Source organism: Nitrosovibrio sp. Nv4, from assembly GCF_900215485.1.
Taxonomy (GTDB): domain Bacteria; phylum Pseudomonadota; class Gammaproteobacteria; order Burkholderiales; family Nitrosomonadaceae; genus Nitrosospira.
This window is the reverse complement of record NZ_OCMZ01000001.1, coordinates 1,661,992-1,687,776: the sequence shown is the minus strand read 5'-3', so window position 1 is coordinate 1,687,776 and position 25,785 is coordinate 1,661,992. Positions and strand designations below refer to the sequence as shown.

Annotated in this window: 25 protein-coding genes and 1 tRNA gene; all 26 read right to left on the bottom strand. The window is 53.1% G+C overall.

All coding sequences use genetic code 11. The features are described 5' to 3' along the window. Positions 1–20: 20 nt before the first annotated feature. Positions 21–1,976 carry an NADH-quinone oxidoreductase subunit L gene (gene nuoL, locus CRO05_RS07595; protein ID WP_097066476.1) on the bottom strand — a complete coding sequence of 652 codons (1,956 nt, stop codon included), beginning with the start codon at positions 1,974–1,976 and terminating at the stop codon, positions 21–23. A gap of 71 nt (positions 1,977–2,047) precedes the next feature. Beyond that, on the bottom strand, positions 2,048–2,353 hold the full coding sequence (gene nuoK / locus CRO05_RS07590; RefSeq protein ID WP_090877190.1) for an NADH-quinone oxidoreductase subunit NuoK: 306 nt from the start codon (positions 2,351–2,353) through the stop codon (positions 2,048–2,050). A 54-nt stretch (positions 2,354–2,407) separates the two neighbouring features. Next, positions 2,408–3,013 (bottom strand): NADH-quinone oxidoreductase subunit J, encoded by a 606-nt coding sequence (locus CRO05_RS07585; protein ID WP_097066475.1) that lies wholly within the window; start codon positions 3,011–3,013, stop codon positions 2,408–2,410. 191 nt (positions 3,014–3,204) lie between these two features. After that, on the bottom strand, positions 3,205–3,693 hold the full coding sequence (gene nuoI / locus CRO05_RS07580) for an NADH-quinone oxidoreductase subunit NuoI (protein ID WP_090877185.1): 489 nt from the start codon (positions 3,691–3,693) through the stop codon (positions 3,205–3,207). A gap of 14 nt (positions 3,694–3,707) precedes the next feature. Next, entirely contained in the window at positions 3,708–4,808 is a 1,101-nt protein-coding gene (gene nuoH, locus CRO05_RS07575) for an NADH-quinone oxidoreductase subunit NuoH (protein WP_097066474.1), read from the bottom strand. Between the two features lie 22 nt (positions 4,809–4,830). Next, positions 4,831–7,257, bottom strand: coding sequence for an NADH-quinone oxidoreductase subunit NuoG (gene nuoG / locus CRO05_RS07570; protein ID WP_097066473.1), 2,427 nt, complete (start codon positions 7,255–7,257; stop codon positions 4,831–4,833). 95 nt (positions 7,258–7,352) lie between these two features. Beyond that, positions 7,353–8,630: an NADH-quinone oxidoreductase subunit NuoF gene (gene nuoF / locus CRO05_RS07565; RefSeq protein ID WP_097066472.1), complete on the bottom strand. Its 1,278-nt coding sequence runs from the start codon at positions 8,628–8,630 to the stop codon at positions 7,353–7,355. Further along, positions 8,627–9,103: an NADH-quinone oxidoreductase subunit NuoE gene (gene nuoE, locus CRO05_RS07560; protein WP_097066471.1), complete on the bottom strand. Its 477-nt coding sequence runs from the start codon at positions 9,101–9,103 to the stop codon at positions 8,627–8,629. Before nuoE ends, nuoF begins: the two co-directional genes overlap by 4 nt. Before the next feature lie 28 nt (positions 9,104–9,131). Further along, positions 9,132–10,385 carry an NADH-quinone oxidoreductase subunit D gene (locus CRO05_RS07555; RefSeq protein ID WP_097066470.1) on the bottom strand — a complete coding sequence of 418 codons (1,254 nt, stop codon included), beginning with the start codon at positions 10,383–10,385 and terminating at the stop codon, positions 9,132–9,134. Between the two features lie 27 nt (positions 10,386–10,412). Continuing rightward, positions 10,413–11,030 (bottom strand): NADH-quinone oxidoreductase subunit C, encoded by a 618-nt coding sequence (locus CRO05_RS07550; protein ID WP_097066469.1) that lies wholly within the window; start codon positions 11,028–11,030, stop codon positions 10,413–10,415. A gap of 8 nt (positions 11,031–11,038) precedes the next feature. Further along, the gene (locus tag CRO05_RS07545; protein ID WP_097066468.1) at positions 11,039–11,515 is read right to left on the bottom strand and encodes an NADH-quinone oxidoreductase subunit B family protein; all 477 of its coding nucleotides are present in this window, start codon (positions 11,513–11,515) and stop codon (positions 11,039–11,041) included. 4 nt (positions 11,516–11,519) lie between these two features. Then, positions 11,520–11,876 (bottom strand): NADH-quinone oxidoreductase subunit A, encoded by a 357-nt coding sequence (locus CRO05_RS07540; RefSeq protein ID WP_090877169.1) that lies wholly within the window; start codon positions 11,874–11,876, stop codon positions 11,520–11,522. Positions 11,877–11,959: 83 nt separating this feature from the next. Next, positions 11,960–12,044: transfer RNA gene (locus CRO05_RS07535), tRNA-Leu, on the bottom strand. A gap of 104 nt (positions 12,045–12,148) precedes the next feature. Then, positions 12,149–12,529 carry a preprotein translocase subunit SecG gene (gene secG / locus CRO05_RS07530; protein WP_097066467.1) on the bottom strand — a complete coding sequence of 127 codons (381 nt, stop codon included), beginning with the start codon at positions 12,527–12,529 and terminating at the stop codon, positions 12,149–12,151. Positions 12,530–12,547: 18 nt separating this feature from the next. Further along, positions 12,548–13,303: a triose-phosphate isomerase gene (tpiA, locus tag CRO05_RS07525; protein WP_097066748.1), complete on the bottom strand. Its 756-nt coding sequence runs from the start codon at positions 13,301–13,303 to the stop codon at positions 12,548–12,550. 248 nt (positions 13,304–13,551) lie between these two features. Further along, entirely contained in the window at positions 13,552–14,361 is an 810-nt protein-coding gene (gene pstB, locus CRO05_RS07520; protein WP_097066466.1) for a phosphate ABC transporter ATP-binding protein PstB, read from the bottom strand. Next, entirely contained in the window at positions 14,355–15,278 is a 924-nt protein-coding gene (gene pstA / locus CRO05_RS07515) for a phosphate ABC transporter permease PstA (RefSeq protein WP_097066465.1), read from the bottom strand. The genes pstB and pstA overlap by 7 nt, the downstream gene beginning before the upstream one ends. 106 nt (positions 15,279–15,384) lie before the next feature. Further along, positions 15,385–16,293 (bottom strand): phosphate ABC transporter permease subunit PstC, encoded by a 909-nt coding sequence (pstC, locus tag CRO05_RS07510; RefSeq protein WP_097066464.1) that lies wholly within the window; start codon positions 16,291–16,293, stop codon positions 15,385–15,387. A gap of 506 nt (positions 16,294–16,799) precedes the next feature. Continuing rightward, positions 16,800–17,411 carry a NapC/NirT family cytochrome c gene (locus CRO05_RS07505; RefSeq protein ID WP_097066463.1) on the bottom strand — a complete coding sequence of 204 codons (612 nt, stop codon included), beginning with the start codon at positions 17,409–17,411 and terminating at the stop codon, positions 16,800–16,802. After that, the gene (gene cycA / locus CRO05_RS07500; RefSeq protein WP_097065777.1) at positions 17,411–18,118 is read right to left on the bottom strand and encodes a cytochrome c-550 CycA; all 708 of its coding nucleotides are present in this window, start codon (positions 18,116–18,118) and stop codon (positions 17,411–17,413) included. The genes CRO05_RS07505 and cycA overlap by 1 nt, the downstream gene beginning before the upstream one ends. A 307-nt stretch (positions 18,119–18,425) precedes the next feature. Next, positions 18,426–19,541: a hydroxylamine oxidation protein HaoB gene (gene haoB, locus CRO05_RS07495; protein ID WP_097065776.1), complete on the bottom strand. Its 1,116-nt coding sequence runs from the start codon at positions 19,539–19,541 to the stop codon at positions 18,426–18,428. Positions 19,542–19,556: 15 nt separating this feature from the next. Further along, the gene (locus CRO05_RS07490; protein ID WP_097066462.1) at positions 19,557–21,272 is read right to left on the bottom strand and encodes a multiheme c-type cytochrome; all 1,716 of its coding nucleotides are present in this window, start codon (positions 21,270–21,272) and stop codon (positions 19,557–19,559) included. Between the two features lie 515 nt (positions 21,273–21,787). Continuing rightward, positions 21,788–22,168 carry a hypothetical protein gene (locus CRO05_RS07485; protein WP_097066461.1) on the bottom strand — a complete coding sequence of 127 codons (381 nt, stop codon included), beginning with the start codon at positions 22,166–22,168 and terminating at the stop codon, positions 21,788–21,790. Positions 22,169–22,238: 70 nt separating this feature from the next. Continuing rightward, complete coding sequence (gene sucD, locus CRO05_RS07480; RefSeq protein WP_097066460.1) at positions 22,239–23,126, bottom strand: succinate--CoA ligase subunit alpha; 888 nt, start codon at positions 23,124–23,126, stop codon at positions 22,239–22,241. After that, positions 23,110–24,318 carry a malate--CoA ligase subunit beta gene (locus tag CRO05_RS07475; RefSeq protein WP_097066459.1) on the bottom strand — a complete coding sequence of 403 codons (1,209 nt, stop codon included), beginning with the start codon at positions 24,316–24,318 and terminating at the stop codon, positions 23,110–23,112. Before CRO05_RS07475 ends, sucD begins: the two co-directional genes overlap by 17 nt. 426 nt (positions 24,319–24,744) lie before the next feature. After that, positions 24,745–25,695 (bottom strand): CoA ester lyase, encoded by a 951-nt coding sequence (locus CRO05_RS07470; RefSeq protein WP_097066458.1) that lies wholly within the window; start codon positions 25,693–25,695, stop codon positions 24,745–24,747. Positions 25,696–25,785 lie beyond the last annotated feature (90 nt).

Sequence of the window (25,785 nt, the reverse complement as noted above, 5' to 3'; positions counted from 1 at the left end):
TTTTATTGTATTTTGTTGCCCTATGATACGAACAACCACAAGCTCATCAGTATAAAAACACCAACGATCATGGTGAACGCATAGTGATAGATATAGCCGGACTGGAAGCGGCGCACCAGCATGGCGGTTCCGGCGACCACTCGCGCTGTCCCATTAACGAAGAATCCGTCAATCACTTTTGCATCGCCGAATTTCCACAATCCCCTGCCGAGTGCACGGGCACCTCCCGCGAAGAGCCAGGAATAAAATTCGTCGATGAAATATTTACGGTCGAGCAGTGTGAAAAGAGGTCCGGCAGCCTGCTTTATTTTTCCCGGCAAATCGGTTTTCACCATATATAGATACCAGGCAGTGAAAATTCCACCGATGGAGAACCAGAATGGCAAGGTAGACACCGCGTGAGTCATCATCCCGAATATGCCACGAAATTCCGCTGACATTCTCGCCATGGCCTCATGCTGAGGCATGATTTGTATGGTGCTGCCAAAATAATCTCCAAACAACATCGGCCCGATAAGCCAGCCCGCACCGATCGAGGGTATTGCCAGGGCAACGAGCGGCAGCGTCACCACCCAAGGCGATTCATGCAGATGTTCTTCAGTATGATGGTCCATCCGAGGCTTGCCATGAAACGTCATGAACAGCAGGCGAAAGGTGTAAAACGCAGTAACGAATACAGTGGTGACCGCGCAGAAGTAAGCGAAGCCGGCACCGGGAATATCGGCAAAGTGTGTCGCTTCGATGATGGCGTCCTTGGAGAAGAAACCCGAAAAACCAGGTACTCCGGCGCTGGCCAATGCAGCGATGAACATTGTCCAATATGTGATTGGCATATACTTCCTGAGTCCGCCCATTTTCCGCATGTCCTGCTCGTGATGCATGGCGATAATGACGGAGCCTGCGCCCAGAAACAGCACCGCCTTGAAAAAAGCATGGGTCATGAGATGAAAAATGCCGGCGGAATAAGCCGATGCGCCGAGGGCTATCGTCATGTAACCCAGTTGTGACAATGTCGAATACGCCACCACGCGCTTGATGTCGTTCTGAACAATCGCCACCAGCGCCATGAATAGCGTGGTGATGCCACCGATCACCAGCATGAACGATAGCGCCGTTTCGGTTAACTCAAACAGCGGCGACATGCGCGCCACCATGAAAATACCCGCGGTCACCATCGTAGCGGCATGGATCAGCGCGGAAATCGGCGTTGGACCCTCCATTGAATCAGGCAGCCATACATGTAACGGAAATTGCGCTGATTTACCCATTGCACCGACGAAGAGCAAAATACAGATCGCGGACAAGAGCTCCCACTGCGAGCCGGGAATGATTTCGATCGTCTGCGTCACGATCTGCGGCGCCTGGGCGAATACGGACGCATAATCGAGCGTGCCGAAATATATCAGTACCAGACCGATGCCGAGGAGAAAGCCAAAATCGCCGACGCGATTGACCAGGAACGCTTTCAGGTTGGCATAAATTGCGGTGGGACGCGTATACCAGAATCCGATAAGCAGATAGGAAACCAGTCCCACCGCCTCCCAGCCAAAGAAAAGCTGGAGAAAATTATTGGACATCACCAGCATCAGCATGGAGAAGGTGAATAGCGAGATATAGCTGAAAAAGCGCTGGTAGCCAGGATCCTCGTGCATATATCCGATCGTGTAGATATGCACCATTAAAGAAACAAAGCTCACCACAATCATCATTGTGGCCGAGAGTTGATCGATCAGAAATCCAACCTCGAAACGGGTGTCGCCGGAGGTCAGCCAAGTGTAAACACTACCGTTATAGATGTTTCCCTTCAGCACATCCAGAAAAACGGTGACGGACGCGGCCACGCAAACGAGCATCAACAAGATGGTAATGCGATGACTCCATGCGGGACCGATCAGGCGCCCGAGTAGCCCGGCAACAAGCGCCCCGGCCAGAGGCGCCAACGGCACCAATAGATATAGTTTTTGCATCTCAGTCATGAAATTCAGTTTTTGTTGTTTGAATCGCCAATACCCGACCCTGGGACGTCCCTGGGTTCTCGCCCTGAAAGCTATCCTTTAAGTTTATCCAGGTCATCTACATTGATGGTGTGCAGGTTGCGAAACAGCACCACCAATATCGCCAGGCCAATGGCGGATTCTGCCGCGGCCACGGTAAGAATGAAAAACACGAAAATTTGCCCCGCTGTATCCTGCAGATAGTGGGAGAAGGCGACAAAATTCATGTTTACCGCCAACAGCATCAGTTCAATTGCCATCAAGAGGATAATCACATTTTTCCTGTTGAGGAATATCCCCACAATACTGATGGCGAACAGAATCGCACCGAGAACCAGGTAATGGGATAATGAAACCAAACTGCGCCCCCTTTTAGGACAATGTCAAAATACGCCTGACTATGTAATTACTTTTTATTCTTTCTTTTCGGATGGCATCGTCACCATACGGATCCGGTCTTCGCGCTTCACCGCAACCTGCTTTGCCACATCCATCGCTTTGTTGCCGGTACGGCGCCGCAGCGTCAGCGCTATGGCGGCTACTATCGCCACGAGCAGAATGACAGCCGCCAGCTCAAAGGCGTAAACATATTCGGTATAAATCAGGCGCCCTAGCTCTTTGGTATTGCTGTAATCAGCAGCGCGCGATGGCGGAGCCGGCATTTCATCAATGCCGAACTGCTTGCCCATCAGCACCATGGCCATCTCAGCCGACATCAGCAAGGCGAGCAACGCTCCAAACGGAAACCATTTCCAGAATCCTTCACGTAATTGATCAAGATTGATATCCAGCATCATCACCACGAACAGGAACAACACCATCACGGCGCCCACATATACCAGTACCAGCGTAATCGCGAGAAATTCCGCCTGCAGCAGCAGCCATAATCCTGCAGAGGTAAAAAAAGCCAGCACCAGCAACAATGCGGAATGCACCGGATTGCGCGCAGTAATGACACCGAGAGCTGACGCCACCAGCACTGCCGAGAAAAAATAGAAAATTATATCCGCAAAACTCATGTGGGTACTTCTATAAGTTCGATGTTCCAGGAGTCGGGTTAACGTAGCGTAACCCGACGGGGCCGCTCATTTGCCAACGCATTTTGTAGGTCGGGCCAGTTCTGTAGGCCGGGTAGCGTAACCCGACGAAACCTCTGATACTCGCAAATCCGAATTCAGAGAGCATGACCGTGTGCAATTAACCAGAAGATTCATCGGTAGCCGGCATCTGCCGCCCTATCCTTTGCTATCTGTTCCTCATACCGGTCTCCCACCGCCAGCAGCATCTCCTTGGTATAGATCAAATCACCGCGTTTCTCGCCGTGGTATTCCAGGATGCGAGTCTCAACGATCGAATCGACGGGACAAGACTCTTCACAGAAGCCGCAAAATATGCATTTTGTCAGGTCTATGTCGTAACGCGTGGTACGCCGGGTTCCGTCATCGCGCTGCTCGGATTCAATGGTGATTGCCAATGCCGGACACACCGCTTCGCACAGCTTGCAAGCGATACAGCGCTCTTCACCGTTCGGATACCGGCGTAACGCATGGAGCCCGCGAAAGCGCGGCGACTGAGGCGTTTTTTCTTCGGGAAAATGCACGGTGATTTTACGTGCAAACATGTATCGCCCGGTTAGCATCATCCCTTTGAGCAGTTCAAATAACAGGAAAGTACGGAAAAAATCCTTGATACGGTTCATGGCTTTCTCCTGTCTCAGTGGAACCACAAATTAAGCGGGAATGCGCTCAGGATCGACGATGGGAGCTGCATCACCAGACCTAAGAGCAGTATCCAGACCAACGTGATAGGAATGAACACCTTCCAGCCAAGACGCATGATTTGATCATAGCGGTAGCGTGGAAAAGTGGCGCGGAACCAGAGAAAACAAAACAGTAAAAATGCTATTTTTAAAACCAGCCAGATAAAACCGGGAATCAGCGTAAATGGTGCGATGTTGACCGGCGGCAGCCATCCTCCCAGGAATATGATACTGGCAAGCGTAGCCACCAGGATCATGTTGGAATATTCCGCCAGAAAGAATACTGTAAAGGCCATGCCGGAATACTCGACGTGGAATCCGGCTACGATTTCCGATTCACCCTCGGCCACATCGAACGGCGCGCGGTTCGTTTCCGCGACGCCGGAAATGAAGTACACCAGAAACATGGGAAATAACGGAAGGAGATACCAGTTAAGGAAGCTCCCGCCCTGCTGACCCATGACGATATCTCCCAGATTCAAACTCTGCGACATCATCAGCACACATACCAGGGCAAAACCCATTGCCAGCTCGTACGAAACCACCTGCGCGGCGGAACGCATCGCGCCGAGGAACGCATACTTGGAGTTGGACGCCCAGCCAGCGATGATAACCCCGTAGACGCCCATGGAAGTCATGGCCAGAATATAAAGCAGAGCCGCGTTGATATCGGCCAATACCACTTCAGGAGAAAATGGCACGACCGCCCAAGCCGCAAGTGCGGGGGCGAATGTCAATATCGGCGCAAGCACAAACAGGAATTTATTCGCGCCGCTGGGGACGATGATTTCTTTCATCACCGCCTTGACCGCATCTGCAATGGGTTGCGCCCAGCCTCCCAGCCATGGAATGCCAAAGAACGTCACCCGGTTGGGCCCCACGCGCATCTGCATGAAGGCGATGATCTTGCGTTCAGCAAACGTGAGATAGGCCACAGCCAGCATTAAGGGCAACACGATGGCGAAGATCAACAGCACGTTCTTGGTCACAACGAACAGGGCCGGGCCCCACTCGGCGCCGAAAAAATCTCCGAATAATTGTTGCGCGTATTCCATCAGATTATCCTGGTTTCTTCCGTCACAGTCTTTCCACCACGATTTCACCGAACATTCCACCCAGGGCCGCTGTCAGCGGATGTGCGGAAGCCACGCGCACGCAATTGGCGGGCAGCTTATCGTCCTGCGCGGCCGCCAGTTGCACTTCGCCTTCTCCCTGCTTCAACCGGACGTTGTCGCCAGTTTGTATACCAAGCTTGTCCATAAGATCACCGGGCATCCAGGCCTTCGGCACACCTGCGTCACTCGTGCGCTGCAGCGATTCAGCACGGCGCACGATAGGATCGGCCTGATAAATCGGCACTTCGCCGATTCGCTGGATTTCAATGCCCTTCGGCCCGACGTCCCCGACGACGAAACCGCTGAGATTATTATTCAGACGAACGCCGACATCGGTTCCGGCCGGCAGGATATCCGCACGCACCTGCTCCGGCGTTTCGTAATCAAAGCCATCCAGTTGCAGCATGTTGCCCAGCACTCGTACAACCTTCCATGCTGGACGCGTTTCTCCGAGGGGCGCCACAACCCCATTGAAACTTTGCACGCGGCCTTCAGTATTGATGAAAGTGCCGGAGGTCTCGGTGAATGGCGCGACAGGCAGCAATACATCGGCGTAATCGCCTTGAAGGACGGCATGGTTTTTGTATGCGGCCATCACAACAACAAGCTCGGCCGCACCCAGGGCGTTCATTGTCTGGCGGGGGTCGTAGCTATCCAATTCCGGTTCCATATTCATCAGAATATACGCCTGGCATGACTCCCCCGCAGTAGCCGCCGCTCCGGCAGTGCGCATCCCGAGCATTTGCGAAGTATTGAGGCTTTCTGATCGCGGCTGACTGCCGGTTGAGTCGCCCAAGGCAACCCGGTCAGGAATTGCCCCGGCAATATAGGCGCCGACGCTGTTGGCGGCCTCGCCTAACATACCGAATTGCGCGTCGGCAATTTGCGCGATATGCTGCGCCAGCGCGTGAATATCCGTGTATTGCGGATGATGTTGAGCCAGGTTGCCGAGGAAAACAGCAGCAGGTTTATTATCGATGAGGCTGGCTGCGATCGAACGCGCAGTATCACTCACGTTAACCGTGCTTAACGCATTCTTTGCGTCGTCAGGGATTTCCACATTCTTTGACTCGGCGACGGCTTTCAGAACCTGGGCAAGCATGGCTGCCATGTCGGCAGGTGCGACAATGGCGCGATTCGCCAGCTTGGTAAACAGATCATCATCTACTGGATTGATCAAGTTCAATCGTGCGCCATGTTTTACCGCCTGGCGTAAACGCTGTGCAAGGAGAGGATGATCCTTGCGCAAGGTGCTGCCAATAACCAGCGCTGACTCAAGGCGGGAAACATCCGCGATGCTCATTCCCAGCCATGGCGTACCTTGCATATGATCATCCGCACGAAAATCGGATTGCCGCAGACGATGATCAATATTTCCGCTACCGAATCCTCGCACGAATTTTTGTAGCAGATAGAGTTCCTCCAGCGTGCTATGAGGAGAAACCAATGCGCCGATACTTTGCGCGCCATGTTTTTCCTTTACGGCTTTCAATCCGTTGGCGACGAATTCAAGCGCCGTTTGCCAGTCGCATTCCTGCCACTGGCCCTCGCGCTTTATCATCGGCTTGCTCAGGCGCTCTTCCGAGTTTAATCCCTCGTACGAGAAACGATCTTTATCCGACAACCAGCACTCGTTGATTTCCTCGTTCTCACGTGGCAAGACCCGCATTACACGGTTCTGTTTCACCTGGACCACCAGATTGGAGCCGAGACCGCAGTGAGGACTCACGGATTTTCTGCGTGATAATTCCCATGTGCGCGCTGAATAGCGGAATGGCTTACTGACGAGCGCCCCTACCGGACAGAGATCAATCATGTTGCCCGACAGCTCAGAGTCCACCGTACGGCCGACAAATGACAGGATTTCAGCGTGCTCGCCGCGGCCCGCCATGCCGAGCTCCATGATACCGGCAATCTCCTGCCCAAAGCGTATGCAACGCGTGCAATGGATGCAGCGAGTCATGTCGGTGGAAATCAGCGGCCCCAGATTTTTATTCGCCACCACCCGCTTGGCTTCCGTATAACGTGATGAACTTGCGCCGTAACCCACCGCCAGATCCTGCAGTTGGCATTCCCCGCCCTGGTCGCAAATGGGGCAATCCAGCGGATGATTAATCAGCAGAAATTCCATCACGCCTTTCTGTGCTGTCACCGCCTGTCCGGAATGGGTCGATACCTTCATGCCTTCCATGGCGGGAGTCGCACAGGCGGGCAAGGGCTTGGGCGCTTTTTCCACCTGTACCAGGCACATGCGGCAATTGGCGGCGATGGAGAGCTTCTTGTGATAGCAGAAATGAGGAATGTATATGCCCAGCTGATTGGCGCCGTCCATGACGGTGCCATTCTTGGGCACAGACACCGGTTTACCGTCGATTTCGAAATTGATCATTGGATAAATACTCTCGGCTTAACGAATCGGCTTAGCGAGTAAACACAGACAGGAAAAAAATATATCGGCTTCGCCCATGCTATTCGCCACCCACGCTATACCAGGCATTTCTTGTGCTCGATATGGTATGCAAACTCGTCACGAAAATGCTGAATCATGGCGCGCACCGGCATTGCCGCTGCATCGCCCAACGCGCAGATGGTGCGCCCCTGAATATTGTCGGCAACATTGTTGAGCAGATCCAAATCCTCCATTCGCCCCTTGCCGGTTTCGATGCGATGCACAACACGGTAGAGCCACCCGGTTCCTTCCCGGCATGGCGTGCATTGACCACACGATTCTTCATAATAAAAATAGGACAGCCGTTCCAGCGCCCTCACCATGCAGGTGGTGTCATCCATAATGATTACCGCGCCTGAACCCAGCATGGATCCCGCTTTGGCAATGGAATCATAATCCATGTCTGTCTGCATCATCACGTCCCCCGGTAGTACCGGCATGGATGAGCCACCAGGAATGCAACCTTTCAGTTTTCGCCCCCCCCGCATACCGCCCGCCATCTCCAGCAGCGTGGCGAACGGCGTACCCAGCGGCACCTCATAGTTGCCCGGCTTGTTGACATGGCCGGAAACGGAGAAAAGCTTCGTCCCACCATTGTTGGGCTTGCCCAGTTGCAGAAATTTGTCGCCACCATTGCGAATGATCCAGGGCACGGAGGCGAATGTTTCAGTGTTGTTGATGGTGGTAGGCTTGCCATAGAGGCCGAAGCTTGCAGGGAAAGGTGGCTTGAAGCGCGGTTGGCCTTTCTTGCCTTCCAGCGATTCCAGCAGCGCGGTTTCCTCGCCACAGATATAGGCGCCGTAACCATGATGATTGTATAACTGGAAACTGAAATCGGAACCCAGAATGTTATTTCCAAGCAATCCCGCCTCTCGTGCTTCGTCTACCGCTTCTTCCATGCGCTCATAAGTATCCCAGATTTCGCCATGAACATAGTTGTAGCCGGTCCTGATGCCCATTGCATAAGCGCCGATCATCATGCCTTCGATCAGGATGTGCGGGTTGTGCTGCATGATGTCGCGGTCCTTGAAGGTGCCGGGTTCGCCTTCGTCCGAATTGCACACCAGGTACTTGTCGCCTTCGTACTGCTTGGGCATGAAACTCCATTTCAGCCCAGTGGGAAAACCCGCACCACCGCGACCCCGCAATGCGGATTTCTTGACTTCCTCGATGACCTTTTCCGGCGGGATCTTTTCGTTCAGAATTTTTCTAATCGCGGCATAACCCTCGCGCTGCTCATAATTTTTGAGGCGCCAATTGTCCGGATCCGATGGATTCACTCCGGCCAGCAGTACCTGTGTAGGCTGGGTCATTTGCTCAACTCCTCCAGCAATTGGTCAATCGAGCCGTTGGACATGAAACTGCACATGCGTTTGTTGTTGACCAGGAGTACAGGCGCGTCACCGCACGCCCCCATACACTCGCCTTCTTTCAAGGTGAATTTACCGTCAGCAGTCGTCTCGTTGAAATTGATACCCAATTTTTGCCGGAAATGCGCCACGGCCTCATTCGCGCCGGATAACGCGCAAGGCAGATTCGTACAGATAGTGATCTTGAATTTGCCCAGCGGCTGCAAATTGTACATATTGTAGAAGGCCGCCACCTCATATACCGCGATTGGCGGCATTTCAAGGTAATGGGCGACAAAATCCATTATTTCGGTGGTCAGCCACCCTTTCTCATCCTGAGCGATGGCGAGCGCCGACATTACCGCTGATTGCTTTTGATCGGCGGGATATTTGGCGATTTCACGGTCGATTTTTTTGATGGACTCGGCGCTTAACATCTTGATAACTGTTTAACTGTCAATGACGTCATCTGTCTATTTCACCGAACACAATATCCTGCGTACCGATAATGGCTACAACATCGGCAATCATATGTCCGCGCGACATTTCATCCAGCGCCGCCAGATGAGCAAAGCCTGGCGCACGGATTTTCAGGCGATAAGGCATATTGGCGCCGTCCGATACCAGATAAATGCCGAATTCCCCTTTGGGATGCTCAATCGCGGCATAGGTTTCACCAGGGGGCACGTGAAAACCCTCGGTAAAAAGTTTGAAATGATGAATTAACTCTTCCATATTCTGTTTCATTTCAACTCGTGGAGGCGGTGCAATCTTATGGTTATCTGTTATGACCGGACCGGGATTCTTTCGCAGCCAATCGACACACTGCCTGATGATGCGGTTGGACTGACGGAATTCCTCAATGCGGACCAGGTAGCGATCATAGCAATCGCCATTGACGCCCACGGGTATGTCGAAATCCATTTGATCGTAAACTTCGTAAGGCTGTTTTCTCCGCAAATCCCATTCCACCCCTGAACCGCGCAGCATGGGACCGGTGAAGCCAAGCGCCTTGGCCCGTTCCGGCGAGACCACACCAATGCCGACAAGACGCTGTTTCCAGATACGGTTGTCGGTAAGCAGGGTTTCATACTCATCTACATAGGTAGGAAACCGGTTGGTAAAATCTTCGATAAAATCCAGCAGCGAACCGCTACGATTTTCGTTGAGTACCCTGGTGCTTTTTTCGTTATGGATTTTCGACGCCTGATATTGCGGCATCGATTCCGGAAGATCCCGATAGACCCCGCCAGGACGGTAATAAGCAGCGTGCATTCTGGCCCCAGACACCGCTTCATAAACATCCATCAGGTCTTCCCGGTCGCGGAACGCATACAGAAATACCGTCATCGCGCCCACATCCAGCGCATGGGCACCCAGCCATAAAAGATGATTGAGTATCCGTGTGATTTCGTCGAACATCACGCGGATATATTGCGCACGCATCGGCACCTCGAGTTGAAGCAGCTTCTCGATGGCCATTACATAAGCATGCTCATTACACATCATGGAAACATAGTCCAACCGGTCCATGTACGGAACCGATTGAATGTAGGTCTTGTATTCGGCCAACTTTTCGGTCGCGCGATGCAGCAACCCGATATGCGGGTCAGCGCGCTGAATGACTTCACCGTCAAGCTCCAGCACCAGGCGCAGCACACCGTGCGCCGCCGGATGCTGCGGACCGAAGTTCATGGTGTAGTTGCGTATCTCAGCCATGTTTAAGCAACCTATGCCACAGTGACTTCATTCACTATCCCCATAATGCTCTTCCCGAATAACACGCGGTGTTATCTGGCGCGGTTCGATACTGACCGGCTGATAGATTACCCGTTGCTGATCGGGGTCATAACGCATCTCGACGTTACCGCTTAATGGAAAGTCCTTTCGAAACGGACTGCCAATAAAACCATAATCGGTAAGAATACGGCGTAAATCCGGATGGCCGGTGAAAACGATACCGTAAAGATCGAATGCCTCGCGCTCGAACCAGTTAGCGGACGGCCAAATGTCTATCACCGAATCCAGAACCGGGAATTCATCATCATCCGCAAACGCCTTGACCCGGACCCTGTGGTTATGGTTGATGGAGAGCAGGTGATATACAACGGCAAAGCGCTTGCCCGTCCGCTCGTTATCGCCGACAAACTCGGCGCCATAGCCCAAATAATCCAGACCACATAAATCGATGAGCATTTCAAAACCCAGTTCGGCATGATCGCGCAGGGTTTTCATCGCTCCCGATAAATCAGCAGGAAGCACAGATATGGTGAGCTCGCCCAGTTGTTCACTGGCATTGACAAGTTTATCTGCCAACACATTCTGAAGGCAAAGGGAGAGCGTTTCCAGACGAGGCGACGACATATGATGACTCAACGGGCGATGGTATTGGTGCGGTGGATTTTATTCTGCAACTGAATAATCCCATAGAGTAACGCTTCCGCCGTGGGTGGACAGCCGGGGACGTAGATGTCGACCGGCACGATGCGGTCGCAGCCACGTACAACAGAATACGAGTAATGATAATAACCGCCGCCGTTGGCGCAGGAACCCATGGATATTACCCAGCGCGGCTCAGCCATCTGGTCGTATACCTTACGCAGTGCTGGGGCCATTTTATTGCACAAAGTGCCGGCAACAATCATCACGTCCGATTGGCGCGGACTTGGGCGGAATACGATTCCAAAACGGTCGAGGTCGTAACGCGACGCGCCAGCCTGCATCATCTCCACTGCACAGCAGGCGAGACCAAAAGTCATGGGCCACATGGACCCGGTACGTCCCCAGTTGATAACCGAATCCAGGCTCGTGGTGACAAAACCTTTTTCCATTGTACCGTTAGCACTCATGACCTTAATCCCATTCCAGGGCGCCCTTGGTCCACTCGTAGATAAAACCCACGACGAGGATGCCGAGAAAAACCATCATTGCGATAAAACCGAAGAGACCAATCTCGCTCAATACAACCGCCCATGGAAACAGGAACGCAATCTCCAGATCGAATAGAATGAACAGGATGGCTACCAGGTAATAGCGTACGTCAAATTTCATGCGCGCATCTTCGAACGCTTCGAAACCGCACTCGTACGGGGATAATTTCTCGCTGTCGGGACGGTTTGGACCAAATAACCAGCCAAACCCCATGGCCAAGGCGCCTACGGCAAGACCAAGCAAAATGAACAGCAGAATGGGAAAGTAATTTTCGAGCATATGCAATCAAAAGTATAGAGCTGGAGAAGCAGGCACACCTCTACTCATGTGTGTGACCTGATTCTCCGCTTATTCCATTTCAATGGTGCCGACGGCGAGAGTCGAACTCGCACAGCTTTCGCCACCGCCCCCTCAAGACGGCGTGTCTACCAATTTCACCACGTCGGCGGCTTAATTCGAGTTCCGGTCAGAAGCATAATCTTGATTAGAACGCAGCTTTAATTGATTGTTCAATCAACTCATCATTAAAGCTCGATTAACTCATCATTAAACTATTCCGGTATTTCTGTAGCTTTGGAAGCTCCTCCATCCGCGGGAATTTCAGGGGCAGCCTGTGAGGACTCCGCGGGCTGCTGAGTCGGCTGAACGGGCTTGTCCGACTGCACGGGCACTTCTTTATCCATGACTCCCCCGTCTTCCGTCTTGTGGCTGGAAAGATAGGTTAGCCCCAGACTGGTCATAAAAAATACTGCGGCCAGCACACCGGTGGTCCTGCTCAGGAAATTTGCCGAGCCGCTGGCGCCAAACAGGCTTCCTGAAGAACCGCTGCCGAAGGCGGCGCCCATATCAGCCCCTTTACCGTGTTGCAGCAGAACCAGAACAATTACGCTCACGGCCGACAAGAGGTGTAGTACCCAGATGACTGTTTCCAAAACCTACTCCAAAATGATTTAGTTTTTAGCCGCGCGACAGATGGTGATGAATTCATCGGCAACAAGTGAAGCACCGCCAATCAGACCCCCATCAATGTCGGGCATGGCAAATAGTTCCGCAGCATTGCTCGCTTTGACGCTGCCGCCATAAAGAATTTGCAGTTCAGTAGCAACCCCGCGATTATTAGCGGCGATTCTGCTGCGAATGAATCCATGTACGTCCTGGGCCTGCTGCGGTGTAGCGGTTTTACCGGTACCGATAGCCCATACAGGCTCATAAGCAAGTACAGACCTCGCCAGTGCATCTATCCCCATCAGGTCAATTACCGCGTCCAGTTGCTCTGCCACCACCTGCTCGGTAACCGCGGCCTCGCGCTGATCAAGGGTTTCGCCAATGCACAGAACAGGTATCAGGCCGGCTGTCTGCGCCGCCTTGAATTTCAGCGCTACGGTATGATTATCCTCACCATACAATGCGCGGCGTTCCGAGTGACCGACAATGACGTAGCGACAGCCGAAATCCGTTAACATGGCCGCCGAAACTTCGCCCGTATAAGCGCCTTTGTCATGCTGACTCAAGTTCTGAGCGCCCCAGGAAACAGCGGAATGCTGCAATACCGACTGCGCCTGCGAAAGATAGGGATAAGGCACACAGACGGTTAGACCAACCCCGCTCAGCCCTTCCGTTCCGGCAACAATCGCATCAAGCAGCTCCCGATTCTGTATCGTTCCGCCGTGCATTTTCCAGTTACCCGCAACCAGCTTCGAACGCATAGCCATAAAGGAGCCGCCTTTGACTTGAAAGCTGCGAATGTTACCCGTGAATGAATACGGGGTCAATCACGACTAACAACATCGCCCGAGAACAAAAGCCCCGAAGAAAATAAAACGACGTGGGCGAAGACAAGCAGACAAAAATGGTGTAGGGATAGCCGTGGGTATGGAAGAGCCGACGGAAGAGCCAGCGGAGCGCGTCGGTCAACACGGCAAAAAGAAACTTATCGATAGATCGGTATATGAATCTATCCGAAACGTCCGGTAATGTAATCTTCCGTCTGTTTATTTTTGGGTTTGATGAAAATCGTGTCAGTAACATCAAACTCAATAATCTCACCAAGATACATATAAGCGGTGTAATCCGAAACACGTGCCGCCTGCTGCATATTGTGGGTAACGATGAGAATCGTAACCTTATCTTTCAGGTCAGTGATGAGTTCCTCAATGCTGGCTGTAGCAATCGGGTCAAGCGCGGAAGTAGGTTCGTCGAACAACAGGATTTCTGGATCGGTTGCAAGCGCCCGTGCGATGCACAGGCGTTGCTGCTGACCACCGGAAAGATTATAGGCAGGTTGATTCAGGCGATCTTTCGCTTCGTCCCATAGCGCTGCGCCGCGCAGCGCTTCCTCCACTTTCTCGTCCAGTACGGCACGCTGTCTGACGCCCCGCACCCGCAAACCATAAGCAACATTCTCGTAAATGGACTTCGGGAAAGGATTCGGCTTCTGAAATACCATGCTGATGCGCATCCGTACTTCAATCGGATCGACATCACGGGAAAGTATATTGATATTGTCGGGATGCAAAATGATTTCGCCCACGTAACGATTCCCGGGGTAAAGGTCGTGCATACGGTTGAAGCAGCGTAGAAACGTGGATTTGCCGCATCCGGATGGGCCGATTAGTGCCGTCACCTTTTTTTCATGCAACATCATATTGACGTTTTTAAGCGCGGAGAAGGCGCCATAATAAAAACTCAGGTTTCTGACTTCTGACTTGTACTGAGCATGCGGGGCATCGACAGTAGAATTTTCGCCGGCCAAATTCTCTACCATTTGAGATTCTTGCGCATACGGTAGCGTAAATAGATGGCAATTGCATTCATGGCAAGGGTCATCACTACCAGCACCAACCCTGCCGCCGCGGCATTAATCTGAAACGCTTCTTCGGGCCGCGATACCCAGTTGAACATCTGGATTGGCATTACGGTGAATGGCGCCATCAGCCACTCGAAGGATACAAAAGGAAACTCGGCTTTCACTGGCGACGGCGGCAAAAAAGCGATAAAAGTCAGCGCGCCAATAGTGATGATCGGCGCTGTTTCGCCAATAGCGCGAGCCAGGCCAATAATAACGCCAGTTAAAATACCGGCCGCGGAATAAGGAAGCAGATGATCCGAAACGGTCTGCCATTTGGTCGCGCCAAGTGCGTAGGCGCCCTCGCGGATGACCACGGGAATGGCGCGTATCGCCTCTCGGGTCGCCACGATCACCACTGGCAGGATCAATAATGCCAACGCCAGGCCGGCCGAAAGAATACTTTGACCAAACCCGAATTGATGTACAAAGAGGCTTAACGCCAGCAGTCCGTAGATAATGGATGGAACGCCAGCAAGATTGGTAACATTGATTTCGATGATTTCGGTAATGATATTTTTGGACGCATATTCTTCCAGATAAATCCCCGCGCCGATGCCCATTGGCACGGCCGCCGCGGCTGTTACCAGCATGACCAGAGTTGTACCCACCCAGGCGGAAAGTATGCCTGCTGACCCGGGGCGACGCGATGGAAAGGACGTAAAAAAATCCCAGGACAAACGCGGGAGCCCGTCGATAAGCATGTGAGCGAATAAAGCCATGAATGTCAGTACCGCAATCATCAGCGCAAATATGCCGACGATCATGAAAATCAAGTCCCACAACTTATGGCGTGCAATGATGGCACGGATCTCGCCCAGGTTTTTATCCCTCATCAACTGGCCCGGGGAAAGAGATAAACCTGCTCATCGGCAAGTCAGGAATACAAGGAAAGCACATGGGGCTAATTGTGAGTACAAGTAACGATCTTGGTTGATAATTTTAATATACTTCACGGTAACGTTTACGCAGAACATGGCCGATGATATTGAATATCAACGTTAACAGCAGTAGCGTAAGCCCAGCGGCAAAAATAGTCTGATAACCAATGCTACCATGGGGCAGATCGCCTAGACTTACCTGAACGATATAAGCGGTAATGGTAGCTGCTGGCTCCATCGGATTCCAGGTAAGATTTGGCTGCATGCCAGCGGCGATAGCCACCACCATCGTCTCGCCCACCGCCCGGGAAATTCCGAGAATGTAGGCAGCGGCTATGCCCGAAAACGCGCCGGGCATCACTACCCTGATAGCCGTCTGGAATCGGGTCGCGCCCATCGCATAAGAACCTTCACGCAAGTGCATGGGTACGGCACGCATCGCGTCTTCAGCCATGGAACTCACATAGGGAATGATCATGATGCCCATCACCAACCCTGCGGAAAGAAGACTGAAGCCAGGCAATTCGGGAAATATTTTCTGCAGTAGGGGTGTCACAAACAATAATGCGAAATAACCGTACACGACAGTCGGGACACCGCCCAACAACTCGAGAAATGGCTTGGCCATTTCTCGAACAGCGAAAGGCGCAAATTCCGAAAGATATATCGCAGTAATCGTGCCCAGGGGAATGGCAACCAGAAGCGCGACGGAAGAACTTACTACCGTACCGGAAATCAGAGGGAGTATGCCGTAGTGTGCGTTATCGAACAACGGCGTCCACTCGGTATCGGTGAAAAATTCCCAAAGCGAAACGTGTTCAAAAAACACAATCGACTCTTTAACCAGCATCGCGACGATAGCAATGGTGATCGCCACCGAGACAAACGCCATCAGGAACAGCAACGCTTCAATAAAACGCTCACCCAGATGACGGCGATAGCTATATCCGAGTCTTTTAGGCTGAGTCATTTCGTCGGACTGTGCTGTTGCCGGCAATGCATTTTAAAAGGAACGTTCCCTGAGCAGGTTACATATTACGCGGGGTATATTACAGTTTTGTGACATTGAAATGGCATAAAGGCCGGGATAAGCCCTTGGCCTATTCAAGGATTGACAAACGGAGGGTCAATAATGAGAGGATCTTCGTTTAAAACATTCCGATTGGCGCTTATTCAGCTTCGAAAAGTCCGCCTGCAGACAAGTTTACAATCTGACGCCCGATTATCGGGCAGAACTCCCGCAGCACCGTAATCAGCGCTATTTCGGTGGGTTTCCCTTAATCAAGTGGTCGTAGGCAGAATCCAAAAAATAGATAATAGCGGTTTATTACGATAGCAGTCAGACCTAAAGCTGGACTTGCTGGCGGCGAATCCAGCTTTAGGTACCGTTAATTGATGTGACGCGAATTTATCTGCAGATCACCAAAACACTGATTCTGAACGAACAGCGGGATGGGTCAGACTCCATCTATCAACTCACTCCTCCTCATCCTCATCCTCTTCATCCTCCTCGTCCTCATCCTTCGATGCGGTTTTGAGGACCAGCTTGCCCTGCTTGATGCTCTCGTTGAGGTCGGTTTCGGGGGCTTCCTTGTGCACCAGGTTCTGATGGCAGTCGATGCAGGTAGCACCTTCGGTCTCCATCTTCTTGTGCGCCGCCTTGGCGTCGGACCCCGGCGGCTGCGGATTCCTGTGGCATTCGCGGCAGGTGCGGCTATCCCATTTCTTCAGGTTCATGCGCGCATCGTGCGCCATGATCAGCCTGCGCTCGTTGAATTTCTCTACTGTGGAATAGTCCTCGGCAAACTCCATGTACAACTCACGCGCCCCATCCACCACATGGGTCGCCACCGCCAGGTGGAAGTTCTTGAAGCCCTGCGGGATGTGGCAATCCTTGCAGCCCGGGTTTGCCCCCAGGGCGCCATAGTGCGAGGAGCTTCTCAGCTCCTCCGCCGGATAGGTCATGGAATGACAGCTCGTGCAGAATTCGGTGGTGGAGACGGCGGCCTCGCCGCCGAATACCACCGCCACCATGACGATCCCAAGTATTGCACCCGTGAGCAGGGTGCCGCCTGCCTTTATGCCCATTAGTCTTCCGAGCCTTTCTCGCCAACCTTCGCCTTGGACTGGAACTCGTCATGATACTTGAACTTCGGATCCCCCGTGAAGGTGCCGTCCAGCTTGTAGTGCTCGTGCATGGCCTTGGTGTCCTTCACGTATTTGTCGAAGTCGAAGGTGTATTTCTTGTCCACCGCCGGGGTGAAAGGCGTGTAGGGCTTCTTCGCACCCTTCCATGGGCTGCCTTCGTAGTTCAGGTGGCAGGCATTGCAGCTCTCTTCAAAGGCGAAGTCCTGTCCGGCGTCGGCCAGGGTCTGGCGCGGGGCGGTCTTCTTCGATTTCTCGAAGGCGGCCCCGGCCTTGCGGTGGATGCCGCGATACTTGGAGCCGGGACCGTGGCAGGATTCGCAGCCCACGCCGGTGGTGAATTTGCTCGGGTCATCAAGCGTGTAGCCGCCTTCCTTGCCCCAGCCGTCAACATGGCAGCCGACGCAATCCTTGTCCTTGGTGTAGTCCTTGGCGGGATCGAGCTTGGCCTTCTTCTTGGCCTCGGCCTTGGTGTTGGGCTTTAACGATTCCATGGCCTTGGCGTGCGCCGTATCACCCCATGATTGCGCCTGGCTCTTGTGACAGGAACTGCATTTCTTGCGGCCTTCAAACGACTGGGCGCTCGCGCTCCCGGATATAACCGCAAACATGGCTGCTGCGGCTAGGGCTAGTGTCATGCGATAGCTCATGGTTTCTCCTTTTTCTTTCGGGCAAGTATATCCGTTGGTTATCCGCGATGTCCGCTGGATCCGTTATATCCGCGGCAGGCGTTGTGATATTACAACAAACTGGTGCAAACTGCTTACGGAAACGTGATTTATAGCCAACCCTTTTGTATTGAAACGTGATGTTACGGCAAACCTGTTATTCCCATACTGTATCTCCGGTTTATATAAACGGGTAGCACCAGTACCATGACTCTTTCTGGTACCACTGGTACCGCACAGGGACGACCGGGGAACGGTCAGGGGATGCTTAGGGGACGCTAGGGAACATTCAGCCGCCGGCGGGAGACGGGGATTCGCTGCTTGCGGGTGGGATCTTGTAGACCCAGTAGCCGCCCTGCTGGTAGATGAGTTGCACGGCGGTCAGGTCAAGCGGCTGGGATTCGGTGAAGGGCAGCATCTGGGCGATCAGCGTGTTGAGGCTTTTGACATCGCGCAGGAAGTAGCCGCGCACCAGTTTGTCGGACAACGATTGCAGGGTGTAGGTCTTGAACTCGTTTTCCAGCATCCAGTTCTTGAGGTAGCCGATCATGCCGTGCATGTTGCCTTCCATGGGGAAGTTCTTGTAGGCCATGTCGAACTGCTCCGGGCGCATGATGCCCAGCTTGTAGAGGTCGGTGACGTGGATGGCGATGTAGGCTTCACGCGCGGTGGTTGCATCGCCTCCGGCTTTATCGGCCTTGTCAGACTTGGCGGATTTAGCGGCTTCGGCGGCAAGTTCGCGCAGGATGGCAGCACCCGCTTGCGGTTCGGCCAGGAGGGCGTCGGCAAAGCGCTGGAATCGGCGCTGCTCGTCCGCACTGGCGGTCGCATCCCAGAATGCCTGTTCGTATTTCTGGATGGCGTCAATGCGGTTGCGCCAGTGGGCGGGTACGATCAGCGGCTCGCCCACGCGCTGGGTGAACAAGGTGTCGCGTCCGGCCAAGAGATTGATCTGGCGGGAGGTGTCCCACCAGGCCAGGATGAGTGCGTCCTTGGCGGCATATTTGTTGATGGCGCCCGCCAGGGCGGTCAGTTCACTGAGTTTGCTGTCAGTGGTCAGGAGCAGTTCGCTGGTGCGGTTTTCCCAGTCGAGCCGCACAGGTGCGCTGTTGCCCTGCCGGGCAATATGGGTCACCGCCAGTGGCTGGTCGACCTCTTCGGCATAGACTTCATATTGGGCGATGGTGAGATCGGGCCAGGCTTCCAGTCCCAGCTGGCTGAATTTGTCGATGCTGCCTTCTTCCACCAGTTGGTAGCGATAAGGGGCGGGACCGGGGTTGAACCAGAGCCAGGCAAACCAGAGGAGCAAAAGAATTCCTCCCGTCACCAGGAGGATGCCCAGTGAGGGGAGGAGTTTACTGTTGCGCCGCGCCGGGTGGGCGCGGCTGGTGGATGAGGCGATCAAACTTGTTATCGAACCTTACTCGCGCTCGTTCTTTTCACGACGGCGCCAGCCTGCCAGGGCGAGCGTGCCGGCCAGGAGCATGCCGCCACCCAGGCCGCCGAGCGAGATCTTGTCATCGGCGCTGTTGAGGTCGAAGAGTCCGGCGCTGCGCTTGGATTCCATCTTGGCCACCCGTGCCTGCAGGGCCGCCATTTCACGGATCTTGGTGTTCTCGTCCATGACTTCGACGTAGTCGCGGTTCATCGGTCCCCAGCCTTCGGTGTAGGTCCAGCCGCCCGGGTTGACGTGCGCCAGTCCTACGTGCAGTTTAGGCAGGTTGTTCTCGCCCATCTCCAGCACTTTGAGTTCGATGGCGGCCGGGTTGTTGTCCTTGGACCAGTAGAGCTGGGTGAAGCCGGCAAACATTTCCTTGTCAGGCGGCAGCGGGGTCGGACGGTTGGTCTTCTGTCCGGTCAGCAGGCCTTCCTTGTAGAGCTTCTCGGTCACGGCGTGCGCTTCCTTGTACTTGGCCAGGCCATGCAGCGTGCCCTTGTCCATGAATTCCAGGTAGGAGCGGGCAAAGCGCTCGGAGTGGCACTGGGTACAGGTCTTGACCCAGGAGTCCAGCCGCTCTTCGGACCATTCGCTGGTGATGTTCTCGGCAATGCCAGGTACCGCGGGGTAGTTGGCCCAGCGGATCTTGCGCACGACGTTGTGGGCGTATTTGCCTTCATATTCGAAGTGGCAGCCGGCACAGGTCGGGGCGGTCTGGCCGCCCTTGGCGTAGGCGTCCTTCAGCGGTACGTTCCAGTTCCACTTGTTGCCCATGATGGCCACGGTCTTGCCGTGCTTGCTCATGGAGTAGGCTTCCCAGTTGTTGTGGTCTACCCCGCTGTGGCAGGTGGCGCAGGTCTCCGGCTGGCGCGATTCGGCCGCGGAGAATTCATGCCGGGTGTGGCAGGAGTCGCACTTGTTCTGGTTGGTGTGGCACATGCTGCAGCCTTCGGCTATCTCGCGTTGCGGCATGGAGGCAAATACCGCGACTTCTACGTTGGCCTTCCAGTCCAGCGCATGCGAGGGACGTCCCTGCGGCCATTGCTTGTTCGGCCAGATGAGGGTGTCGCGCTCGGATTCGCGTTCGGCAAATTCCTGCAGGTGACACGTGCCGCATACGTCAGCCGTGGGCATGCGCAGGTCTTTCATGTGATCGGCTTTCTTGGTGGTGTTGATGTCGACGTGACAGTCGATGCAGCCCACTTCCTTCAGCTTCTCGTTCGCGCCCAGCCGACCCATGGAGCGCAGGTTCTTCTCCACGTCTTCCAGCTTGGCTTTCTTGTAGTAGATCGGGTCTTCCGGCTTTAAGTTGCGAACCTTGTCCAGGTTGGCGTGCGTGCTCTTCTTCCAGGCGTTCACCCACACCGGGGATTCGTCCGTGTGGCATTTGACGCATTCGTCCCGCGCCGCCACTTCTTTCATCGAGGTCGGCGGTTTGTAAAAAGAGGCAGGGTCAAAGTACATGCTCATGGGAATCGGCTCCCAGTATTTGGCCAGCGTCCCGCGTCCCGCACCTTGCGCCGGGTCCTTGTAGCGCTTCACCAGCGCTTGATGCAGCTCTTTGGGCGAGGCCGATTGCTCCAGCTTCAGCGCTTTGTACGTCTCTTTGGGAACGCTGGGAAAGTCCGCATATGCCGACGCCGCCATTAGCGCGCCGCATGTGAGCGTGACCAGCCTCAGCCAAGGCTTGACTACCATTTTGCTCTCCTTTACTCCGTAATAATTGTTGTGCTTCGGTATCTCTGGCTATAGCCCGTCTGCCCCTTGCTACCCGCAAATGCAGGCCATCCCTCGCCACGATACCGTTTTGTCTGTTAAATCCCCAGGGCAATCCCCAGGCCCTCCCTGAAACACCGCGTAGCCTAAACTCATGACTACTTCGTGTCAAGAAAAATGAGGCGTGATGTAGAGAACAAATAAGCCGTGCGGCTGCCCGGATCTGTCAAAAATACGATCTGCCGGCTATGTGTCCGCTGATGAAGAGATAGAGAGGGTATAAAAAATATATATGGGCTACGACGACACAAAGAGATGCGCAGGGCGAGATTTAAAGACCTGCAATTAGGGGGTATACGATGGCCGATGATGGCCGATGTTATTACCTGCGGCTGATGGCCGCAGGAATGGGGAAGACAGCCGATAAAGCTGGGGCGAATCTTTGGGCTATTGTCTGCTCATGCCTGACATTTGATGAAATACTGTATTGGCCTTGATCAAGTTGTCGCCAGCCAGAATACGACGCCTGCAAGCAGGCAGACCAGTGAAATACAAGCAACAAGCAGAATTTTTACTCGAACTCGAAAAACTTCGATGGCTTGGATGATAAGTGCGTTTTGTTCAGCAAGCGATTTGATCAGCTCAGCGGATGATCTTTGTTCATCACTCAATTCAACGATTTTTGCTTCTAGCAGACGAATCCGTTTATCCAGATTAATCGACCCGTCGCTTGCCGACCAATTGGGAGTTGCTGAAAAATCACTTTTGTCAGTCTTTGTTTCCGCAAAAAGATGCTTTGCTGCTTTGACAATTTGCGGCGCGGATTCCAGTACGCTTCCCCATGGAATGATCTTTAACGCGGTCATCCAGATTGCCATGTCTCAGCCTCCATTCAATCACATCTGATAAATATCATGAGCCGCATAAGACTCCCATACACTCATAGGCTTACATCCTGGCCAATACCTCTGCAACGGTGTCGCCAATAGCCGAAGGCGTGGGGCAGATTGTGACACCAAGATCTCTTAACACAGAAACTTTCTCCGCGGCACTTTCGCCTGCCGACGAGATGATCGCCCCTGCATGCCCCATCCGACGACCTTCCGGTGCAGTTAAACCTGCGATATAGGCAATGACCGGTTTGCTCATGTAATTTTTGGCAAAAATACCGGCTTGAACTTCCTGCGATCCGCCGATTTCGCCGATCATTACCACTACCCTCGTTTCAGCATCCTCCTCGAACCTCTCCAGAATATCACGATGGGAACTGCCGATAATCGGATCTCCACCAATACCTACTGATGTTGATATGCCGATGCCCAGCATCCTCATCTGATCAGCTGCTTCGTAGCCTAGAGTCCCGGAACGGCCGACAATTCCGACATCACCTTTCATAAAGATATGTCCCGGCATTATCCCCAGCATTGCCCGGCCCGGACTAATCGTACCTGCACAGTTCGGACCGGTCAGCACCATTCGTTCTTCGATAGGAAAACGACGCAAGAAGTTCTTGACAGTCATCATGTCTTGCGTAGGAATACCATCAGTAATCGCTACACAGTATTTAATGCCCGCATCGGCCGCTTCCATGATTGAGTCCGCGGCAAATGCCGGCGGCACAAATACAATACTGGCATCCGCACCGACTTGTTGCACAGCTTCTTTCACTGTATTGAAGACGGGTCTGGCCAGGTGTTGCTGACCCCCTTTGCCGGGAGTTACCCCCCCTACTACATTGGAACCATAGTTGATCATGTCCTGCGCGTGGAAAGTACCAATTTTGCCGGTAAAGCCCTGGACTATGATACGTGTACTCTCATTAATCAAGATCGCCATTTGTTTTCCCTTCGCGTTCTTTCGCAATTACTTCATTACGAGCCCGGACAACTTTGCCCGCCGCTTCCGCTAACGTTCCTGCCGTGATAATGGGCAAACAACTGTCAGCAATGATCCGCTGGCCCTCTTCAACATTTGTGCCTGATAGACGGACAACCAGCGGGACTTTGATATCAATGTTCTTTACTGCGTGCACGACGCCTTCCGCGATCCAGTCACAGCGGTTAATTCCGGCAAATATATTGACTAATATAGCTTTAACGCCTTTATCAGCCAATACAAGACGAAACGCTTTTTCCGTACGATCAGCAGATGCACCGCCACCCACGTCAAGAAAATTCGCAGGTTCGCCGCCGGCCAGTTTAATCATATCCATGGTCGCCATCGCCAAACCGGCGCCATTGATCATGCAGCCGATGTCCCCATCCAGGCCGATATAACTCAAGCCATGATCGGTAGCTGCCATTTCACGTGGATCTCCCTGGGTTTTATCGCGCAACTCGGCAATCTCATGACGACGAAACAGAGCGTTGTCATCAAAACTCAGTTTTGCGTCAAGTGCGATGAGTTCACCGTTGCCGGTAATAACCAGCGGATTAATTTCCAGCATGTTCGCATCAAGATCTCGCAATGCGCGATAGCAACCTCTTATGGTTTTTACGGCATGACTTAATTGTGTGGCTTCCAACCCTAAAGCAAAAGCCATCTCCCGTGCCTGGAAATCCTGGAGGCCGACCGCGGGTTCAATGTAAATTTTTTTAATTGCATCAGGATCTGTTTTAGCCAATTCCTCAATTTCCATTCCGCCCTGGGCGGAACCCACCATGACGATGCCTTCAGAGCTCCGATCAATCAGAAAGCAAAGGTACATTTCCTTGACAATTTGCGTCCCTGATTCAACATAAACCCTGGAACAGACTTTACCCGTCGGGCCGGTTTGATGAGTTACCAGTTGTTTTCCCAACAGTTCTTCCGCGGCCGCTTTAACTTCGTCATGCGTTTTGCAGACCTTGATACCCCCGGCCTTACCGCGCGCGCCTGAATGAATCTGTGCTTTTACTACCCAGACATTTCCGTCGATTTCCCTGGCCCGCTGCACACTTTCCTCAGCACTGTAGGCCAAACCACCTTCCGCGATCTTAACGCCATATTTCGTCAAAATCTCCTTCGCCTGATACTCGTGTATATCCAACGCATCACCTTATTTTGTTTATAAAATAGTTTATCCGGATCTCTCTCGAGGACCGCTGAGCCTGGAAACAGATCAAGTCACCTCAATCGAGAAATCCGGTCATCTCAACTGGCGGAGCGCCGAACTGAAAAAATGCGATTATGTTGCGGGGCTGGAGCCTGCGTCATAATGCTGACCTCAGCTGAAAACAGATAGAAACGTCTGATAGGCGCCAGCTTCTTCTTTCAGGCTGAACGCCCCACGGTTGGGAAGCGGCTGTGTATTTCATGGAATGCCGCGATGCAGTTGAATTTTCCGCAGATATTGTTTCCTGCATTTTCCGTGAGTATTCCGACGACTATCCCCTTATCTGCCCCTTTATCTATCTCTGAGCCATTCCGATGAGTCAAGAAACAAAAGGCCGCTGACGCGGCCACGAGAAGCGAACTATGCGCCTTTTGCGCACATCGCTTCCGCCATTTTAACCACATTATTGGCCATTCTTGCCGAAGCGGCGTCGATCAACCGGCCGTCCAGTGCTGCCGCGCCTTTACCTTGAGACGCCGCTTCTTTCAGGGCAGCCAGAATGCGTTGTGCTTTCTCGATTTCCGCAGCAGGTGGCGTGAATATTTCATTTGCAAGTGCGATTTGTGATGGATGGATAGCCCATTTACCTTCGCAGCCTAAAGCGGCGGCTCTTCTAGCTGCCAGTTTAAAGCCATCGGGATCCTTGATATCCCCAAAAGGGCCATCAATGGGACGTAAACCATACGCACGGCAGGCTACGGTCATGCGACTGATGGCAGCATGCCACTGATCGCCTGGATAGTCAGGATTGAGCCCACCTATATTGGTTGTTCTGGCCCGATTACTCGCGGCGTAATCGGCTACACCGAAATGTAGCGCTTCAAGTCGGCCCGATGCGCCATTTCGGGCGATATCTTCCACATTTGCCATACCTAAAGCTGTTTCGATCAATGCTTCAACACCGATTCTTTTTTTCAATCCCTGTTGCATTTCCAATTGATTCAACATGGCTTCAACCATATAGACATCAGCATAAACACCTACTTTCGGAATCAATATTGTGTCGATCCCATGACCAGCCTTTTCGACCAGATCCACTACATCACGAACCATGAATTGTGTATCCAACCCGTTTATACGTACAGAGATTGTTATACCATGGCCTCTCCAATCCAGATCGTTGAGCGCTTCGATAACATTTTTGCGTGCCGTCAGTTTGTCGTCGGGCGCAACCGCATCTTCAAGATCGAGAAAGATGAAGTCTGCGCCGCTTTTCAGCGCTTTCTCAAACATCCCCGGATTCGAACCCGGAACAGCTAGTTCGCAGCGTTGCACGCGTAAAACTGACGCTTCATATAGAGTGTGGCTCATTCGTTTTCCTGATTGAATTATTAAATTGGGGGCTAGCTAGTGTAGCTGGCTCGGTTTGGAGGCGGCGGGGATCTACGATATATCCAGCCT

Bases quoted from the DNA above. Each gene is read 5' to 3' on its own strand.
- nuoL (WP_097066476.1), bottom strand. From the start codon at position 1,976: ATGACTGAGATGCAAAAACTATATCTATTGGTGCCGTTGGCGCCTCTG.
- CRO05_RS07585 (WP_097066475.1), bottom strand. From the start codon at position 3,013: ATGAGTTTTGCGGATATAATTTTCTATTTTTTCTCGGCAGTGCTGGTG.
- nuoI (WP_090877185.1), bottom strand. From the start codon at position 3,693: ATGAACCGTATCAAGGATTTTTTCCGTACTTTCCTGTTATTTGAACTG.
- nuoH (WP_097066474.1), bottom strand. From the start codon at position 4,808: ATGGAATACGCGCAACAATTATTCGGAGATTTTTTCGGCGCCGAGTGG.
- nuoG (WP_097066473.1), bottom strand. From the start codon at position 7,257: ATGATCAATTTCGAAATCGACGGTAAACCGGTGTCTGTGCCCAAGAAT.
- nuoF (WP_097066472.1), bottom strand. From the start codon at position 8,630: ATGACCCAGCCTACACAGGTACTGCTGGCCGGAGTGAATCCATCGGAT.
- nuoE (WP_097066471.1), bottom strand. From the start codon at position 9,103: ATGTTAAGCGCCGAGTCCATCAAAAAAATCGACCGTGAAATCGCCAAA.
- CRO05_RS07555 (WP_097066470.1), bottom strand. From the start codon at position 10,385: ATGGCTGAGATACGCAACTACACCATGAACTTCGGTCCGCAGCATCCG.
- CRO05_RS07550 (WP_097066469.1), bottom strand. From the start codon at position 11,030: ATGTCGTCGCCTCGTCTGGAAACGCTCTCCCTTTGCCTTCAGAATGTG.
- CRO05_RS07545 (WP_097066468.1), bottom strand. From the start codon at position 11,515: ATGAGTGCTAACGGTACAATGGAAAAAGGTTTTGTCACCACGAGCCTG.
- CRO05_RS07540 (WP_090877169.1), bottom strand. From the start codon at position 11,876: ATGCTCGAAAATTACTTTCCCATTCTGCTGTTCATTTTGCTTGGTCTT.
- tpiA (WP_097066748.1), bottom strand. From the start codon at position 13,303: ATGCGTTCGAAGCTGGTTGCGGGTAACTGGAAAATGCACGGCGGAACG.
- pstB (WP_097066466.1), bottom strand. From the start codon at position 14,361: ATGGTAGAGAATTTGGCCGGCGAAAATTCTACTGTCGATGCCCCGCAT.
- pstA (WP_097066465.1), bottom strand. From the start codon at position 15,278: ATGAGGGATAAAAACCTGGGCGAGATCCGTGCCATCATTGCACGCCAT.
- pstC (WP_097066464.1), bottom strand. From the start codon at position 16,293: ATGACTCAGCCTAAAAGACTCGGATATAGCTATCGCCGTCATCTGGGT.
- CRO05_RS07505 (WP_097066463.1), bottom strand. From the start codon at position 17,411: ATGGGCATAAAGGCAGGCGGCACCCTGCTCACGGGTGCAATACTTGGG.
- cycA (WP_097065777.1), bottom strand. From the start codon at position 18,118: ATGAGCTATCGCATGACACTAGCCCTAGCCGCAGCAGCCATGTTTGCG.
- CRO05_RS07490 (WP_097066462.1), bottom strand. From the start codon at position 21,272: ATGGTAGTCAAGCCTTGGCTGAGGCTGGTCACGCTCACATGCGGCGCG.
- CRO05_RS07485 (WP_097066461.1), bottom strand. From the start codon at position 22,168: ATGGCAATCTGGATGACCGCGTTAAAGATCATTCCATGGGGAAGCGTA.
- sucD (WP_097066460.1), bottom strand. From the start codon at position 23,126: ATGGCGATCTTGATTAATGAGAGTACACGTATCATAGTCCAGGGCTTT.
- CRO05_RS07470 (WP_097066458.1), bottom strand. From the start codon at position 25,695: ATGAGCCACACTCTATATGAAGCGTCAGTTTTACGCGTGCAACGCTGC.